The sequence below is a fragment of the Streptomyces sp. NPDC059080 genome, from assembly GCF_042739975.1.
Taxonomy (GTDB): domain Bacteria; phylum Actinomycetota; class Actinomycetes; order Streptomycetales; family Streptomycetaceae; genus Streptomyces; species Streptomyces benahoarensis.
In genome coordinates, this window is the sequence record NZ_JBHYGX010000022.1 from 36,006 (window position 1) to 50,733 (window position 14,728).

The following is a 14,728-nucleotide window of genomic DNA, read 5'->3' on the forward strand; positions in this document are numbered from 1 at the left end:
GGGGTTGGTCGGCCTGGACCCGCGGCCCCCGCCGGCGGCCGACGCGGGCGCGGTGGTCGCCCCCCCCCCCCCCGCCGCGCGGGGGGGGGGGGGGGGGGCCCCCCCCGCCCCCCGCGGCAGGTGGTACTGCCGCGCGGTCAGAACCGGAGGTGTGCTGGGGCATTCGTCGCCTTGAGCCGTTCTGCCGAGACACGGGTGGATGGGTGGGCGGACTGGTCGGATGTGAGCGTAGCGTGACTGAAGCGTCGCTGTGTGCGAGGGAGTGCGGTTCGGGTGTGCGCAGATACGTTCCGCTGCCCGCACCCCAGGGTTACCGCGTACGGCACGCCGCGGCGTTGCGCGCGGCGCGTCGGGAAGGCGGGCCACCGGCCGAAGAGGCGGGGCCGACGGGGCCTCTCGCGTCCCGCGTGCCACATCAACCTCTCCTTGCGGTGTGGTTTAGCCTGCTGAAGCATGCCAAATCTGGATTCGACAGTTCTTGTCCTCACCTTTTCACCCGTTCGCGCCAGGTCAAGTACCGCCTCGCCGGGAACCGGTGGGGGGATCGGCCTGCCGTACGAACTCCCAGCGCGTGCCGGATCTCCGGACGAATCCGAGCGTGCACAGTTCGTGGAGTCTGCTGTGGGTGACATCCTGGGAGAGGCCGGATGCGTGGGCGACGTCGGCGAGGGACACGGTCCCGCGGGGTGGCAGGGCCTCCAGGACGCGTGCGGTGGCCGGTTCGAGGAGGTCGCGGGCGAGCACTGGGCCGCGTGGTTCAGGGGCGAGGTCGCCGATGGCACCGGCGTGCTCGACGACTTCGTCGGCGCAGGTGACCACCGTGGCCTCACCGCGCAGGAGTTGATGCACACCGGCAGAGAGTGCGCTGGTGACCGGCCCCGGTACGCCCATGGTGAGTCGCCCCAGGGTCTGCGCGCGGCGGGCGGTGACGAGGGAGCCGCTGCGCAGTGCAGCTTCGACGACGACGGTGCCGCGGGTGAGGGCGGCGATCACGCGGTTGCGCTGGATGAACCGACTGCGGGTGGGATGCGCGCCGGGTGGTAACTCACCCACGATGAGGCCCTGTTGGACGATGCGGTCGATCAGTTCGGTGTGGCCGGAGGGGTAGGCGCGGTCGATGCCGCAGGCCAGGACGGCGAGGGTGGCGCCGCCTGCGGCGAGGGTGCCACGGTGGGCCGCTCCATCGATGCCGTAGGCGGCCCCGGAGACGACGGTCCAGCCGCGGTCGGCGAGCCCGGCGCCCAGGGTGGCGGCGAGGTGGGCGCCGTACTCGGTGCACGCCCGGGCGCCGACGAGGGCGACGGAGCGCAGGGCCCACAGGCGGAGGTTCGCGCCGCCGCGTACCCAGAGGCCGGTGGGGCGGGTGTCGCCGAGGTCGTCGAGCTGACCGGGCCATTCGTCGTCCCCGGGGCAGAGGAACCGGGCCCCGAGAGCGGCTGCCGTGGCGAGGTCGCCCGCGGGGTCGGCGCGGGCGGCGCGCAGGCGCAGGCCGTCCAACGCGGCGCGGCTCCCGCCCCTGGGCGGCGGCCCGTCGCCGGTGAGGGCGTGCCACAGGGCGACGGGTCCCAGTTCGCGCAGCCAGCGTCCGGCGCGTGGATCGCCCGGTTCGATGACGCGGCTGAGGGCGGCGCGGGCGGTGCGCTCCGGGGTGGGGCAGTCCGGTGGCGCCGGTGCGGGGGCGGTGGGGCCGTGGGGTCGAGGTTCGCCGGTGGCCGGGCGGCGGGGCTCGTGAGGCGGGTGGGGTGTGGTCATGACGTCACCCGGGCCGGGTCGGGGGCGGGGTGCCGGGGGTGTTTCCCGTCCGGGCGGGGGCGCCGGCGGGTGGTGGGTGCGGGGACGCCGCGCTGAACGCCGGTGCGGAGTTCGAGGGCTGCGGCGACGTCTTCGGCCGTGGGGCGGTCGCGTCTGGCGAGGTCGGCGGCGGTCCAGGCGACGCGGAGGACGCGGTCGAGGCCACGGGCGGTGAGCAGGCCGCATTCCAGGTCGCGTTCGGCCTGGGCGAGCGCGCCGGGTTGGGCGTGCCAGCGGGTGCGGAGTTCGTGGCCGGGCACCTCACTGTTGGTCGTCCAGGGCGTCCCGGCGTAGCGGGCGGCGGCGCGGGCGCGGGCCTCGCGTACCCGTTCGGCGACGGTGGCGCTGGATTCGGCACCGGCGCCGAGGCTGGCGAGGGCGGAGCGGGCGACCGGTTCGACGGTGACGCGCAGGTCGACGCGGTCCATGAGGGGGCCGGAGAGGCGGGCGCGGTAGCCGCGGACGGAGGACGGGCGGCATTCGCAGCCGCCGCCGGGGGTGCCGTGGCGACCGCAGGGGCAGGGGTTGGCGGCGAGGGCGAGGAGGAAGCGGGCGGGCATCCGTAGCATGGCGGCGGCTCGGGCGACCACGACATGCCCGGCTTCGAGGGGCTGGCGCAGGGCGTCCAGCACGCGGGCGCTGCATTCGGCGGCTTCGTCGAGGAAGAGCACTCCGCGGTGGGCGAGCGAGACGACTCCGGGGCGGGGCAGTCCGGTGCCGCCGCCCACGAGGGACGCCATCGTCGCGGAGTGGTGCGGTGCGCAGTACGGCGGCCGTTCGACGAGTGGCTGGCCGGGCGGGAGGGTGCCGGCGACGGAGTGGACGGCGGTGACTTCGAGGGATTCCTTGGGTGTCAGGGGCGGCAGCAGGCCCGGGAGACGTTCGGCGAGCATGGTTTTCCCTGCTCCGGGCGGGCCTTTGAGGAAGATGTGGTGGCGTCCGGCCGCGGCGATCTCCAGGGCGCGGCGGGCAGTGTGCTGGCCTGCGACGTCGGCGAGGTCGGGGATGTGGTCGCCGGAGGGCAGTCCGGCGGCGATGCCGGTGCCGGGCACGGCGAGCCCGGCCAGCAGCGGGTCGGGATGCCCTTCCCGTGGCACTTCCTCCTCGTCGGGGACCGGTTCGTCGGCCAGGATGGCGATGAGTTGGCGCAGGCTGCGAACACCGAGGACGGTGACGCCTGGGACGAGGGAGGCTTCGGCCGCGGTGCATTCGGGGACCACGACGGTGCGGTATCCGGCTTCGGCGGCGGCGAGGACGGCGGGCAGTACGCCGCGGACGGGGCGGACCCGGCCGTCGAGCCCGAGTTCGCCGATCATCATCAGGTCGGTCAGCTCCCGGGGGTCGAGGCGTTCGGCGGCGCCCAGGACGGCGCAGGCGACGGCGAGGTCGAAGCCGCTGCCGCTCTTGGGGACCGATGCCGGGCTCAGACCGATGGTGAGTTTCTTCTGCGGCCATTCGGCGCCGGAGTTGACGACGGCGGCGCGGACCCGGTCCTTGGCCTCGACGAGGCTCTTGTCGGGGAGTCCGACGAGAGTGAAGGCGGCGACGCCCGGTTCGAGGTCCGCCTGGACCTCGACGACGACGCCTTCGACGCCGACGAGCGCGACGGAGCAGGTGCGGGCGAATCCCATCTCACGCCACCCCCCGGACGTGCTCGACGACCGGGGCGCCCCGGGCCGGCAGGAGGACGCCGATCACGTCGATGCGGACGCCTCCCGGCGGCGGTCCGCCGTGGCGTTCCATCCATCGTTCCGCCAGGAGCCGCAGCCGGCGGGTCTTGTCGGGGCGTACGGCGGCCATCGGGTGTTCGTAGGCGCTGGCGCGGCGGGTCTTGACCTCGCAGATGACGAGGGCGTCGGCGTCGGTGGCGACGATGTCGATCTCGCCGTCGCGGCAGCGCCAGTTGCGGTCGAGAATGCACATACCGCTCGCAGTGAGACGGCGAACCGCCAGGTCCTCGCCGTACCGGCCCAGGGCACGGCGCGGCGTGGTGACGGGTCGGGTGACCGGCGAGGCAGGGGTACGGCGCGGAGCTTCGCGGCTGCCCCGAGCCTCGGCGGCGGGGGTGCGGCGGCCCGGAGTGCGGGCCTCGCCGCGGGGTTTCCGGGGGCTCGTACGCCCGGTCCACTCACCGTCGCGGGCCGGGCGGGTGGCGGGCGCGTGGTCCGGGGCGTCCGGCGGCTCCGCCCCGGCTGCGGAGTGTGGGGCCGGGGGCGGCTCCGGGATGTCGGCAGATGCGGGCTCCCGGCTCCCGGCACCGGGGTGGTGCGGGGTGGTGCGAGTCGGTGCGGCGTAAGCCTGACCGGGCGGCGCACCGCTCACCGGAACGAGCCGGACGCCCTCCGCCTCTTGCCGTACCTCACTCGCCGGAACGGGCGGGGCTCCGCGCTCCGACCCGGACGACGCGCCGCACTCCGGCCCGGGCCGGACAGCGCCCCTCTCCCCCGGCCGCGCCTCACCCGCCGTACGGAACGGCGCCCCGGGTACCGAGCCGACCCGGGCAACGCCCCCTGGCCCAGCCTCCCCGGCCCCCGTCGCCCCAACCGACGGGGCCCCCATCCCTCCAGGCCACCCGCCACTCTCCGGCCCCACCCACAGGCCATTCCTCACACCGTGCTGCATGACGTTCATGCGGTACCACCTCCGGCACCGACTGTGACGGCTCAGACCGGAAGTATTGGATCTTGGTGGATAACCGCCCGGCTGTGGATAACCCAGCCACCCGGACGAGCGGAGTAACGCCCTCGCCACACCACCCCGGCAGCCCCGAGCACGTATCCACGCCACCGACCGCACGCCCTGGAGACCGCACGCCCCGGCCTCTCAGCCGCAGGTCGCACGACCCCGGCCCCACCGACCCGGCCCAGCCTGCACGCCCCGGCATACCGCAGGCCCCGACGTCCCGCCCGCCGTCCGAAGCCCCGGCCCCGCCGTCACTCAGCTCCCCGGCAGATCCAGATCGCTCTTGTTCAGCTCTTCGATGTTCACGTCCTTGAAGGTCAGGACGCGGACCTGCTTGACGAAGCGAGCCGGGCGGTACATGTCCCACACCCAGGCGTCGGCCATCGACACCTCGAAGAAGACCTCGCCCTGGACGGAGTGCACCTGCATCTCGTAGTCGTTGGTGAGGTAGAAGCGCCGCTCGGTCTCGATCACATATTTGAACAGTCCGACGACGTCGCGGTACTCCCGGTAGAGCTTCAGCTCCATCTCGGTCTCGTACTTTTCGAGGTCCTCGGCGCTCATGGCAGATCCCCTTCAGCCGTGCGTGCCCCTATTGTGCGTCAGGCCCGCTCGGTCTCCAGGGCCAGCGGCGCACTCGGGGGCCCTTCTTCGAGCAGCGTGCGCAGCAGCCCGGCGAGTCTGGTCGGGTACACCGTCTCATGGGTCGCCGACAGTTCCGCCACGGTCCACCACCTCAGCCCGGATACGCTGCGCCGCTCCAGGGTGGTCTGGCCCCGGGTGTCGGTCGCGGTGCGCTCCGTGCGGGCCAGGTAGTACCACTCGTCCTGCTCCCAGCGGCGGCCGTCGAATGGGAAGGAGCAGCGGCGCTGCCAGAGCACCGGGCCGAGGACCGCGCCGGTGATGCCGGTCTCCTCGGCCAGTTCCCGCAGGGCGGCCTCCTCGTGGGTCTCGGTGCCCTCCAGGCCGCCGCCGGGCGTGAACCACCAGGTCTCCTCCGGGTGCGCCGGTTCGAAGCCGTGCAGCAGAAGGATGCGGTCGGCGGGGTCGAGGAGGATGACGCGGGACACCCGGCGCGCCTCCTCAGGCAGGCCGCCCTCGGCCGCGCCGGTGACGTCGTCAGCCATGGGCCCGCTCCCCGTCGGCCGCGGGCGCCGCCCCGGCAGCCCCCGCGGGCGCGCCCTGAGCTGCTCGTTTCCTACGGGCGGCAAGGGGCCCGTACGCGGCGCCGCCCAGGATGAGGACAGCTCCGGCGACGATGGCGACGGTCAGCGGAGACAGCGGACCCGGCTCGGAGGTGCCGCCGGGCAGCGCGGCGAAACCGTCGGCGCGGTCGAGCATGCCGACGTCGCTCAGTGGCCAGGCCAGGGCGTCGACGCGGCCCAGGACGGCGTCGCGCGGCACGGCACCGTCGTCGCCGTCGGTGGCGTGGGAGCGGGAGTCGAGGGAGTCGCCACGGTGGTCGCCGAGGAGGAAGAGGCGGCCGTCGGGGACCTTGGCGGTGAAGCCGGTGGGCGAGGCGAGCCGCGGGTTCTGGAGGTACGGCTCGTCGACGGGGATGCCGTTGACCGTCAGCTTCCCCTTGGTGCAGCAGGCGACGGTGTCGCCGCCGACCCCGGCCACCCGCTTGACCATGGGGACGTCGCCCCAGACGTTGTCCCGGAAGACGACGACGTCGCCGCGGAGCACCTGGGAGCCGTCGACGTTCTCGGCCAGCACCCGGGCGCCGGGCGCGATCGTCGGGGCCATCGAGTCGGTCGGCACCGTATAGGGGCGGTAGAGCAGAGCCGCCCAGACGAAGCCGCCGAGGAAGAGGACACAGCCGACGGCCACGGCCAGACCGGACAGTGTGCTGCCCGTGGTCCGGCCGTGGCCGTCGGTGCGTTCGGTGCTGCGGACCATCCCAGCGCTCCCACCCCGCGGGCGCGGGCCCGCGTCGAAGATCTGGGACGGCACCCTACCTGGGAGTACGTTCCCCGGTCAGCCTCTTGCGACGCCAGAGGACGAGCGGGACGGCACCGGCCAGACCGAGCGCGGCGGGCGCGGCGGCCATGGCCTTGTCGATGCCCTGCTGCTGGAAGGTGTCCGGCACCGGGAGCGTCGACCAGCGGTTGATCGGCCAGGCGATGGTGAACGCGCGGCCGACGACCTCGTCCACCGAGACCGTGCCGTCGCCCTTGAGGTTCTGGTGGTAGCGCGAGTCCAGGGAGTCGTCGCGGTGGTCGCCCATGACCCAGATGCGGTCCTTGGGAACGTGGATCGGACCGAAGGCGCGGTCACCGCACGGCGTGTTGCCGGGGAAGATGAACGAATCCTCCTTGAGGGCCTTGCCGTTGACCTTGACCGGCCCTGTGCCGTGGCACTCGACGGTGTCGCCGCCGACCGCGATGACCCGCTTGATCAGGTCCTTCTCCTCGGCGGACGGCATCAGACCGATGAAGCTGAGAACCTTCTGGATGGGGTTGGGCTCGGGCGTCGGCGTCTCGTTGAGCCAGCCGCCCGGGTCGTGGAAGACGACGACCTCGCCGCGCTCCGGCTTCGACCCGAACCACGGCGTGAGCTTGTCCACCAGCACCCGGTCGCCGCGCTGCAGGGTGTCCTGCATCGAGTCGGACGGGATGGAGAACGCCTGCACCAGGAAGGTCTTGATCAGCAGGGCGAGGATCAGCGCGATGCCGACGAGGATCGGCAGCTCCTTCCAGAAGGCGCGCTGCTTCTTGGCCTTCGTCACGCCGTCCTTCTCCTCGTCCACGACGGGCCGCCGGGCCGCCGGTGGTGCCTGACCTTCGTTCGGTGACTGTGCCTGTGGCTTCGCGAGATGCACGGAACCCGCCGCCGACGCGGCCTCACCGCGCCCCGCCGGTTCCTCGGGCTCTCCGGTTCCGGACCGCGTGCCGACCGCCAAGTCCCCCACATCCACTCCTTACTCCGCGCTCTCGCCCGCCCGTCAACCGGTGCAGGCCCATCACTCCCATAACGAGCGGGAGTTCCGCAGGGGTCGGGAGTGGGGTCAAAGACTCGGGCAACACCCTATGCGGGCCCGCCCCGGCCGCCGCCTTCGCGCCCGGCGCGTCGTGCACGTTCGCGAAGGTGTCGGGCTCTTCCAGGCGCCGCCAGTGGGCGAACGGCCAGGCGATGACCACGGCCCGCCCGACGACGTTGTCCTCGGAAACCGTGCCACGGTACGCCTCGTCGAGATGGAAGCGCGAATCCGCCGAGTTGGAGCGGTGGTCGCCCATGACGAAGACCCGGCCGGTGGGGACGTTCACCGTGAACGGAATCTCGGACGGCGGGTTGCCGGGGTGGAGGTACGGTTCGGTCAGCGGTGTGCCGTTGACGGTGACGCGGTGCTGTGCGTCGCAGCATTTGACGGTGTCACCGCCGACCGCGACCACCCGCTTGATCAGGTCCTGTTCGTCGGCCGACGGCAGCAGACCGATAAAGGTCATGGCCTCCTTGAACTGCTTCACACCGGGCGGATCGTCGGCCTTCTTCGTCTGCTCGCCCTTGAGCCAGCCGCCGGGGTCCTTGAAGACGACGACGTCACCACGCTCGGGCTGCCAGCCGAACCACGGGGTGAGCTTGTCGACCAGCACCCGGTCCCCGATGCGGATCGTCTGCTCCATGGAGCCGGACGGGATCACGAACGCCTGGACCAGGAACGTCTTCAGGACCAGCGCGATGGCCAGCGCCACCGCGATCAGGATGGGTATTTCCTTGAGGTACGAGCGGCGTCTGCGGCGTTTGATGCGGCGTGCCTGACGTCGCCGGTCGGCCCGGCCGCCGGTCGCCGACCGGTCGTCCGCCGCGTGCGTGCCGTCGTCGTCCTGCGGTCTGCCGTGCCGTCCCCGGTTACCCATGGGAGCCTGCCGGGGCGGGCACCCGGGAGAACGCCGGCGGCCGGTCCAGGCCCGTCCAACGGCTCACCGGCCAGCTGATCCAGTCGGCCCGGCCGATCACCTTGTCGACGGGGACGGTGCCGCCGCCTTCCTCACCGAGGTGGTCGCGGGAGTCACTCGACCGCGACCGGTGGTCCCCCATCACCCACAGCTTCCCCTGGGGCACCACGATGTCGAAGGGCACCGACGACGCGGCGTCCCCCGGATACACATAGCCCTCGGTCACGGGCTCACCGTTCACCTTGATCCGCCCCCGTCTGTCGCAGCAGGCCACCCTGTCCCCTCCGATCCCGATCACGCGCTTGACGTAGTCGGTGTCGGCCGGACGGGCCAGGCCCACCGCCGCGCCGGCTCCGCGCAGCAGGCCCGTCACGGGATTCTCCTCCGTCTCCCTGTGAACGAAAGACCCTGTGCCGTCGAAGACGACGACGTCCCCACGCCGGGGCGCGTCGCCGAAGCGGTACGCGAGCTTGTTGACCAGCACCCGGTCACCGACCTGGAGAGTGTGCTCCATCGACGTGCTCGGAATGAGGAAAGGCTGGACGACGAAGGCGCTCAGCAGCAGCACGAAGACCACGCAACAGACCAGCAGCGTCAGCGGCCGGAAGCGGAGCGGGGCGAAGGCGGCGGGAAAACGCGCGGAGCGCGACCGCGGCTCCCGTCCCTGGTCGGGGTCGGGGGTGCGGTCGCGCTCCGGGAGCTGTGCGTCGGTGTCCATCGGAACGTGAGCCTATCCGGCCGGTTCCGGGCACCGTACGAGAGCCGGGCGCCGGGGCCCTCACCAGGGAGGAGGCCCGGCGTGCGGGCTCACTTGTCGCGCTTCTCCTTGATCTTCGCGGCCTTGCCGCGCAGCTCACGGAGGTAGTAGAGCTTGGCGCGACGCACGTCACCGCGGGTCACCAGCTCGATCTTCTCGACGATCGGGGTGTGCACGGGGAAGGTGCGCTCGACGCCGACGGAGAAGCTGACCTTGCGGACCGTGAAGGTCTCGCGCACGCCGCTGCCCTGGCGGCGGATGACCACGCCCTTGAACTGCTGCACACGGGAGCGGTTGCCCTCGATGACGCGGACGTGGACGTTGACGGTGTCACCCGGGCGGAAGGCCGGGATGTCGCTGCGCAGCGACGCGGAGTCGACGGAGTCGAGAAGGTGCATGACCTACTGCTTTCTTCGCTGATGCCACAGGTCATCAACGGGAATTCGGAGATGATGTTCGGGTGCCGTTCCGTCGGACGGACGTCGTTCCCCCTGTGGCAGGGGCGCGCGCCGGACGCACACAGCAGCTGCCTATTCTTCCACGCCCTGACCGGTCCGCCCAAATCGGCCGTCCTCGCCCGGGGCCCACCCCAGGATGGACAGCAGTTCGCGGTCCTTCTTGTCGAACGCGGCAGGATCGGCCCGCTCGATCAGGTCCGGGCGGTTGCGGTCCGTACGGCGGAACGCCTCGTCACGGCGCCAGCGGGCGATCTTGCCGTGGTGGCCGCTGAGCAGCACCTCGGGGATGCCCCGGCCGCGCCACTCGGGCGGCTTGGTGTAGACGGGCCCCTCCAGGAGGTCGGCCATCGCACCGGGCGCGAAGGAGTCGTCCTGGTGGGAGGCGGCGTTGCCCAGGACGCCGGGCAGCAGCCGGGCGACGGCCTCGACCATCACCAGGACCGGCGCCTCGCCGCCCGCCAGGACGTAGTCGCCGATGGAGACCTCGCGGACGTCGAGCCGGTCGCCGTACTCCTCGATGACGCGGCGGTCGATGCCCTCGTAACGGGCCGGGGTGAAGACCAGCCAGGGCTTGGCGGAGAGTTCGACGGCGAGCTGCTGGGTGAACGGCTCGCCGCTGGGCGTCGGAACGACGAGGACGGGCTCGCCCTCACCGGAGGCGAGGATCTCCTCCAGCGCCTCGCCCCACGGCTCCGGCTTCATGACCATGCCGGGTCCGCCGCCGTAGGGGGTGTCGTCGACGGTGTTGTGCTTGTCGTGCGCCCAGTCCCGCAGGTCGTGGACGCGGACGTCGAGCTGGCCGCGGGCGCGGGCCTTGCCGACGAGGGAGACGTTCAGCGGTTCGAGGTACTCGGGGAAGATCGTGACGACGTCGAGGCGCATCAGCTGTCCTCACGACTGCTGGCGATCTCGGCCTGCGCGTCGTCGAGGAGGCCGGGCGGCGGGTCGATGACCGCGCGCTGCTCCTCCAGGTCGATCTCCGGGACGATCTCGCTGACGAATGGGATCAGCACCTCGCCGCCCTCGGGACGCCCGACGACGAGCAGATCCTGGTACGGCAGGTGGGAGACCTCGGTGATCCGGCCGACGACGGTGCCGTCGCGGGTGACGACGTCGAGGTCGATCAGCTGGTGGTCGTAGAACTCCTCGGGGTCCTCGGGGACCTCCTCGGGGTCGACCTCCGCGATCAGCAGGATGTTGCGCAGGGCCTCGGCGGCGGTCCGGTCGGTCACGCCGGCGAACCGCAGCAGCAGCCGGCCGCTGTGGACCCGGCCGGTCTCAATGGTGAGCGGTCCGGCCGTGGACGGGTCGGTGGCCAGGACGGCTCCGGGCGCGAGCCGCAGTTCGGGCTCGTCGGTACGCACCTCCACGGTGACCTCGCCCTTGATGCCGTGGGCGCGGCCGATCCGCGCGACTACCAGCTGCACGGTGTTGCCTCTCTGCGGCCGATCCGCCGCCGCTTGCGCGGAACCGCTGCGGTGCCGCGCGTGATGTTGCCGATTCCGGTGGCGCCGGGCGCCCGTGGGGTACGGGGCTGCGGCGCCGACGACAAAGGCCGGGGACGGCCCGAAAGCCGTCCCCGGCCCGAGCCGGTGTTCAACTGTTCAGTGGACCTGGTCCACGTCGACGAGGTCGACGCGGATGCCCCGTCCACCGAGAGCGCCCACGACGGTCCGCAGGGCGCGGGCGGTACGGCCGTTGCGGCCGATCACCTTGCCGAGATCGTCGGGGTGCACCCGGACCTCCAGCACACGCCCACGACGCAGGGTGCGCGAGGCTACCTGGACGTCATCGGGGTTGTCGACGATGCCCTTGACGAGGTGCTCAAGGACCTCCTCGAGCATGCTCAGGCCTCGGTGGACTCGGAGGTGGAGTCGGCCGCAGCCTCGTCCGCCTTCTTGTCAGCCTTCTTCGCCTTCGGGGTGATGGCCTCACCCTTCGGCTCGTCGCCGGACGCCTTGGCGGCGGCCTCGAAGAGGGCGCGCTTGTCGGCCTTCGGCTCGGCGACCAGCATCGGCGCCGGGGCGGGCAGGCCCTTGAACTTCTGCCAGTCGCCGGTGACCTTCAGGATGGCCATGACGGGCTCGGTCGGCTGCGCGCCGACACCCAGCCAGTACTGGACACGCTCGGAGTCGACCTCGATGCGGGAGGGGTTCTGCACCGGGTGGTACAGGCCGATCTCCTCGATGGCCCGGCCGTCACGGCGGGTACGCGAGTCGGCGATGATGATGCGGTAGTGAGGCGCGCGGATCTTGCCCAGACGCTTCAGCTTGATCTTGACTGCCACGGGAGTGGTGTCTCCTGGTCTTGACGTGGTGGGGCACAACGGGATGCCACGTGGGGTTGCGGTACTCGGTATGCCCGATGGACGCGCCAGCCGGAGGAGAGAGGGGTCCTGTGCGACTGTCGAGTACAGCGGTCCATTGTGCCACACGCCGTACGGTCAGCCGACCGCGGCCACCTCGGGGATCCGGAACGGCTTGCCGCAGCCTCCGCAGACGATCGGGGCCTGGGCCAGCACGGACGGGACGACCCGGACGTTGCGTCCGCAGTCGCAGACGGCCTTGACGCGGACGCCGCCGCCGGAGGAGCCGTGGCGGGCGGCCGGGCCGCGGAAGCTGCGGGCACTGTCGGCGGCGGTCGCGGCGGTGTGGGCCTTGAGGGCTCTGGCGAGCCGCTCGATGGTGGGGCGGTAGCGGCGTCTGGCCTCGGGGCTGAGTGTGACCAGGGAGAAGCCGCTGCTGGGGTGCGGCTCGTCGGCATGATCCAGGCCCAGCTCCTCGGCGATGGCGAGGAACCGGCGGTTGTGGTAGCGGCCCGCACGGGAGGTGTCGCGGATGCCGCGGGAGGCGGCGATGCCGTGGACTGCCTCGTGGAGCAGCCGTTCGAAGGAGAGCTCGGCGCCACAGGCGGACGACGACTCTCCGATCAGGGACTCGGGCGCGGCCAGATCCGGCAGCTCGGGGTGGTGCCGTTGAATATCGGCCCAGGCGAGCGCCAGTTCGGCGGCGAGAACAGGCGGTGTCGTGCTCACGTCGTGACAACGAGCCGGGGACGCCCGGTGTTCCGATTCCGGGCCATCCCAAATAATTTGCACGTACCAGTCAGTTTCGTGTCATGGGCCGCACCCGGGGTGGCTGCCCCGTTCCGCGCCCAAGGCGCACAGGAGCCCGCAAAGCCGGTGCGTACCCCCGCGTCATCCGTACGGCGTACGCCGTCGCACTGCACGGTGCGGAGGGCACCGTGCGCGGCCGGGTGTGCGCGGGCCCCCGCCGGTGCGCCCCACCGGGACCCCGCTCGGCCCGCTCGGCTGCATCGGCACCCGCACCCACCCCACACGACAACGTCGGCCTTCAAGACCACAACCGGGTCTTGAAGGCCGACGTCATGCGAGCCCCCGAATGAACCAACAGCGTCTGTGCGTACGGCGGGGGCCCGGGCGACGGGACCTCGGGGGTCAGCCCATGAACTTCTTGAACTCCTCGGGGAGTTCGAAGTCCTGGGCGTCGGCTCCGCCGGGGGGCAGGCCGAGCGGATTGCCGTTCTGGGCGGCCTCGCGGCGGGCCGCGGCCGCCGCCTCCTCGGCCTTGCGCTTCATCGGGTTACCGCTCTTGCGCTTGCCCTTGGCCTGCTTGACCTGCTTCTTCTTCTTGGCGCCGCCGCCCGCGCCGGGCATGCCCGGCATCCCGGGGATGCCGCCGCCCTGGGCCATCTTCGACATCATCTTGCGCGCGTCGAAGAACCGCTCGATGAGGTTCTTGACGGCGCTGACCTCGACGCCGGAACCCCGGGCGATACGGGCGCGGCGGGAGCCGTTAATGATCGTCGGTTCCTGGCGCTCGGCCGGGGTCATCGACTTGATGATCGCGGCGGTGCGGTCGACCTCGCGCTCGTCGAGGTTGTTGATCTGCTCCTTCATCTGCCCCATGCCGGGCAGCATGCCGAGCAGCTTGGAGAGGGAGCCCATCTTGCGGACCTGCTCCATCTGGGCCAGGAAGTCGTCGAGCGTGAACTCCTTGGGGCCCTTCTGGAGCTTGGCCGCCATCTTCTCGGCCTCGGCCTGGCTGAAGGTCTGCTCGGCCTTCTCGATCAGGCTGAGCATGTCGCCCATGCCGAGGATGCGGGACGCCATGCGGTCCGGGTGGAACGCGTCGAAGTCGTCCAGCTTCTCGCCGTTGGAGGCGAACATGACCTGCTTGCCGGTGACGTGCGCGATGGAGAGCGCGGCACCGCCTCGGGCGTCGCCGTCGAGCTTGGAGAGGACGACGCCGTCGAAGCCGACGCCGTCGCGGAACGCCTCGGCGGTGTTGACCGCGTCCTGGCCGATCATCGCGTCGACGACGAAGAGGACCTCGTCGGGGTTGACCGCGTCGCGGATGTCCGCGGCCTGCTGCATCAGCTCCTGGTCGATGCCGAGGCGGCCGGCGGTGTCGACGATGACGACATCGTGCTGCTTGGCGCGGGCGAACTCGATCGAGTCCTGGGCGACCTTGACCGGATCGCCAACGCCGTTGCCGGGCTCGGGGGCGTAGACCGCCACCTCGGCGCGCTCGGCGACGACGGAGAGCTGGTTGACGGCGTTGGGGCGCTGGAGGTCGCAGGCGACGAGCAGCGGCGTGTGCCCCTGGCCCTTGAGCCAGTGGCCGAGCTTGCCGGCGAGGGTGGTCTTACCGGCACCCTGGAGACCGGCGAGCATGATCACGGTCGGCGGGGTCTTGGCGAAGCGCAGGCGGCGGGTCTCGCCGCCGAGGATGCCGACCAGCTCCTCGTTGACGATCTTGATGACCTGCTGGGCCGGGTTCAGCGACTGGGAGACCTCGGAGCCGGAGGCGCGCTCCTTGACCTGCTTGATGAAGGCCCGGACCACGGGCAGCGCGACGTCGGCCTCAAGAAGGGCGATACGGATCTCGCGCGCCGTGGCGTCGATGTCGGCCTCGGAGAGGCGGCCCTTGCCCCGGAGGTTTTTGAAGGTACTCGCCAGGCGGTCGGAAAGCGTATCGAACACGGCGGTCGTCGTTCCTCGGGGTCGGGGGCGTAAGGCAGTCGGCTCCTAGGGTATCCGGCCCGGCAAGCGGGCCGCTCCGGGCCGCCGGCACCGGGGCCGGGGCCGGGCGCGTCATTCCAGGGCGCGGCGCACGGCG

The 14,728-nt window shown here is 71.9% G+C and carries 16 protein-coding genes; all 16 read right to left on the bottom strand.

Annotation, left to right across the window (positions count from 1 at the left end; translation table 11 throughout):
• Nucleotides 1-510: 510 nt before the first annotated feature.
• The 16 genes from dprA to ffh all read right to left on the bottom strand — a co-directional run bounded on the left by dprA (nt 511) and on the right by ffh (nt 14,592).
• Nucleotides 511-1,752, bottom strand: coding sequence for a DNA-processing protein DprA (dprA, locus tag ACFWWQ_RS18715; RefSeq protein ID WP_384597461.1), 1,242 nt, complete (start codon nt 1,750-1,752; stop codon nt 511-513).
• Nucleotides 1,749-3,422 carry a YifB family Mg chelatase-like AAA ATPase gene (locus ACFWWQ_RS18720; protein WP_384597464.1) on the bottom strand — a complete coding sequence of 558 codons (1,674 nt, stop codon included), beginning with the start codon at nt 3,420-3,422 and terminating at the stop codon, nt 1,749-1,751. Before ACFWWQ_RS18720 ends, dprA begins: the two co-directional genes overlap by 4 nt.
• A gap of 1 nt (nt 3,423) precedes the next feature.
• Nucleotides 3,424-3,765: a YraN family protein gene (locus ACFWWQ_RS18725; RefSeq protein WP_143942778.1), complete on the bottom strand. Its 342-nt coding sequence runs from the start codon at nt 3,763-3,765 to the stop codon at nt 3,424-3,426.
• A 963-nt stretch (nt 3,766-4,728) separates the two neighbouring features.
• Nucleotides 4,729-5,037, bottom strand: a complete 309-nt coding sequence (locus tag ACFWWQ_RS18730) for a DUF2469 domain-containing protein (protein WP_003980220.1) — start codon at nt 5,035-5,037, stop codon at nt 4,729-4,731.
• Between the two features lie 38 nt (nt 5,038-5,075).
• Nucleotides 5,076-5,600, bottom strand: a complete 525-nt coding sequence (locus tag ACFWWQ_RS18735; RefSeq protein WP_384597466.1) for an NUDIX hydrolase — start codon at nt 5,598-5,600, stop codon at nt 5,076-5,078.
• The gene (gene lepB / locus ACFWWQ_RS18740) at nt 5,593-6,375 is read right to left on the bottom strand and encodes a signal peptidase I (protein WP_384597468.1); all 783 of its coding nucleotides are present in this window, start codon (nt 6,373-6,375) and stop codon (nt 5,593-5,595) included. The genes ACFWWQ_RS18735 and lepB (ACFWWQ_RS18740) overlap by 8 nt, the downstream gene beginning before the upstream one ends.
• A 55-nt stretch (nt 6,376-6,430) precedes the next feature.
• On the bottom strand, nt 6,431-7,378 hold the full coding sequence (gene lepB, locus ACFWWQ_RS18745) for a signal peptidase I (RefSeq protein ID WP_384597563.1): 948 nt from the start codon (nt 7,376-7,378) through the stop codon (nt 6,431-6,433).
• Nucleotides 7,320-8,333, bottom strand: coding sequence for a signal peptidase I (gene lepB / locus ACFWWQ_RS18750; RefSeq protein ID WP_384597470.1), 1,014 nt, complete (start codon nt 8,331-8,333; stop codon nt 7,320-7,322). Before lepB (ACFWWQ_RS18750) ends, lepB (ACFWWQ_RS18745) begins: the two co-directional genes overlap by 59 nt.
• Nucleotides 8,326-9,090, bottom strand: a complete 765-nt coding sequence (gene lepB, locus ACFWWQ_RS18755; RefSeq protein ID WP_384597472.1) for a signal peptidase I — start codon at nt 9,088-9,090, stop codon at nt 8,326-8,328. Before lepB (ACFWWQ_RS18755) ends, lepB (ACFWWQ_RS18750) begins: the two co-directional genes overlap by 8 nt.
• Before the next feature lie 89 nt (nt 9,091-9,179).
• Nucleotides 9,180-9,527, bottom strand: a complete 348-nt coding sequence (gene rplS / locus ACFWWQ_RS18760) for a 50S ribosomal protein L19 (protein ID WP_384597474.1) — start codon at nt 9,525-9,527, stop codon at nt 9,180-9,182.
• Nucleotides 9,528-9,659: 132 nt separating this feature from the next.
• Complete coding sequence (gene trmD, locus ACFWWQ_RS18765) at nt 9,660-10,469, bottom strand: tRNA (guanosine(37)-N1)-methyltransferase TrmD (protein WP_384597476.1); 810 nt, start codon at nt 10,467-10,469, stop codon at nt 9,660-9,662.
• On the bottom strand, nt 10,469-11,014 hold the full coding sequence (rimM, locus tag ACFWWQ_RS18770; RefSeq protein WP_384597478.1) for a ribosome maturation factor RimM: 546 nt from the start codon (nt 11,012-11,014) through the stop codon (nt 10,469-10,471). Before rimM ends, trmD begins: the two co-directional genes overlap by 1 nt.
• A gap of 177 nt (nt 11,015-11,191) precedes the next feature.
• Nucleotides 11,192-11,431: an RNA-binding protein gene (locus tag ACFWWQ_RS18775; RefSeq protein WP_384597480.1), complete on the bottom strand. Its 240-nt coding sequence runs from the start codon at nt 11,429-11,431 to the stop codon at nt 11,192-11,194.
• 2 nt (nt 11,432-11,433) lie between these two features.
• Nucleotides 11,434-11,874, bottom strand: a complete 441-nt coding sequence (rpsP, locus tag ACFWWQ_RS18780; RefSeq protein ID WP_384597482.1) for a 30S ribosomal protein S16 — start codon at nt 11,872-11,874, stop codon at nt 11,434-11,436.
• 156 nt (nt 11,875-12,030) lie between these two features.
• Nucleotides 12,031-12,621, bottom strand: coding sequence for a hypothetical protein (locus ACFWWQ_RS18785; RefSeq protein ID WP_384597484.1), 591 nt, complete (start codon nt 12,619-12,621; stop codon nt 12,031-12,033).
• Between the two features lie 423 nt (nt 12,622-13,044).
• Nucleotides 13,045-14,592, bottom strand: a complete 1,548-nt coding sequence (ffh, locus tag ACFWWQ_RS18790; RefSeq protein ID WP_384597486.1) for a signal recognition particle protein — start codon at nt 14,590-14,592, stop codon at nt 13,045-13,047.
• Nucleotides 14,593-14,728: the final 136 nt, after the last annotated feature.

Bases quoted from the DNA above. Each gene is read 5' to 3' on its own strand.
- lepB (WP_384597470.1), bottom strand. From the start codon at position 8,333: ATGGGTAACCGGGGACGGCACGGCAGACCGCAGGACGACGACGGCACG.
- trmD (WP_384597476.1), bottom strand. From the start codon at position 10,469: ATGCGCCTCGACGTCGTCACGATCTTCCCCGAGTACCTCGAACCGCTG.
- ACFWWQ_RS18735 (WP_384597466.1), bottom strand. From the start codon at position 5,600: ATGGCTGACGACGTCACCGGCGCGGCCGAGGGCGGCCTGCCTGAGGAG.
- rplS (WP_384597474.1), bottom strand. From the start codon at position 9,527: ATGCACCTTCTCGACTCCGTCGACTCCGCGTCGCTGCGCAGCGACATC.
- ACFWWQ_RS18730 (WP_003980220.1), bottom strand. From the start codon at position 5,037: ATGAGCGCCGAGGACCTCGAAAAGTACGAGACCGAGATGGAGCTGAAG.
- lepB (WP_384597468.1), bottom strand. From the start codon at position 6,375: ATGGTCCGCAGCACCGAACGCACCGACGGCCACGGCCGGACCACGGGC.
- lepB (WP_384597472.1), bottom strand. From the start codon at position 9,090: ATGGACACCGACGCACAGCTCCCGGAGCGCGACCGCACCCCCGACCCC.
- dprA (WP_384597461.1), bottom strand. From the start codon at position 1,752: ATGACCACACCCCACCCGCCTCACGAGCCCCGCCGCCCGGCCACCGGC.
- ACFWWQ_RS18775 (WP_384597480.1), bottom strand. From the start codon at position 11,431: ATGCTCGAGGAGGTCCTTGAGCACCTCGTCAAGGGCATCGTCGACAAC.
- ACFWWQ_RS18720 (WP_384597464.1), bottom strand. From the start codon at position 3,422: ATGGGATTCGCCCGCACCTGCTCCGTCGCGCTCGTCGGCGTCGAAGGC.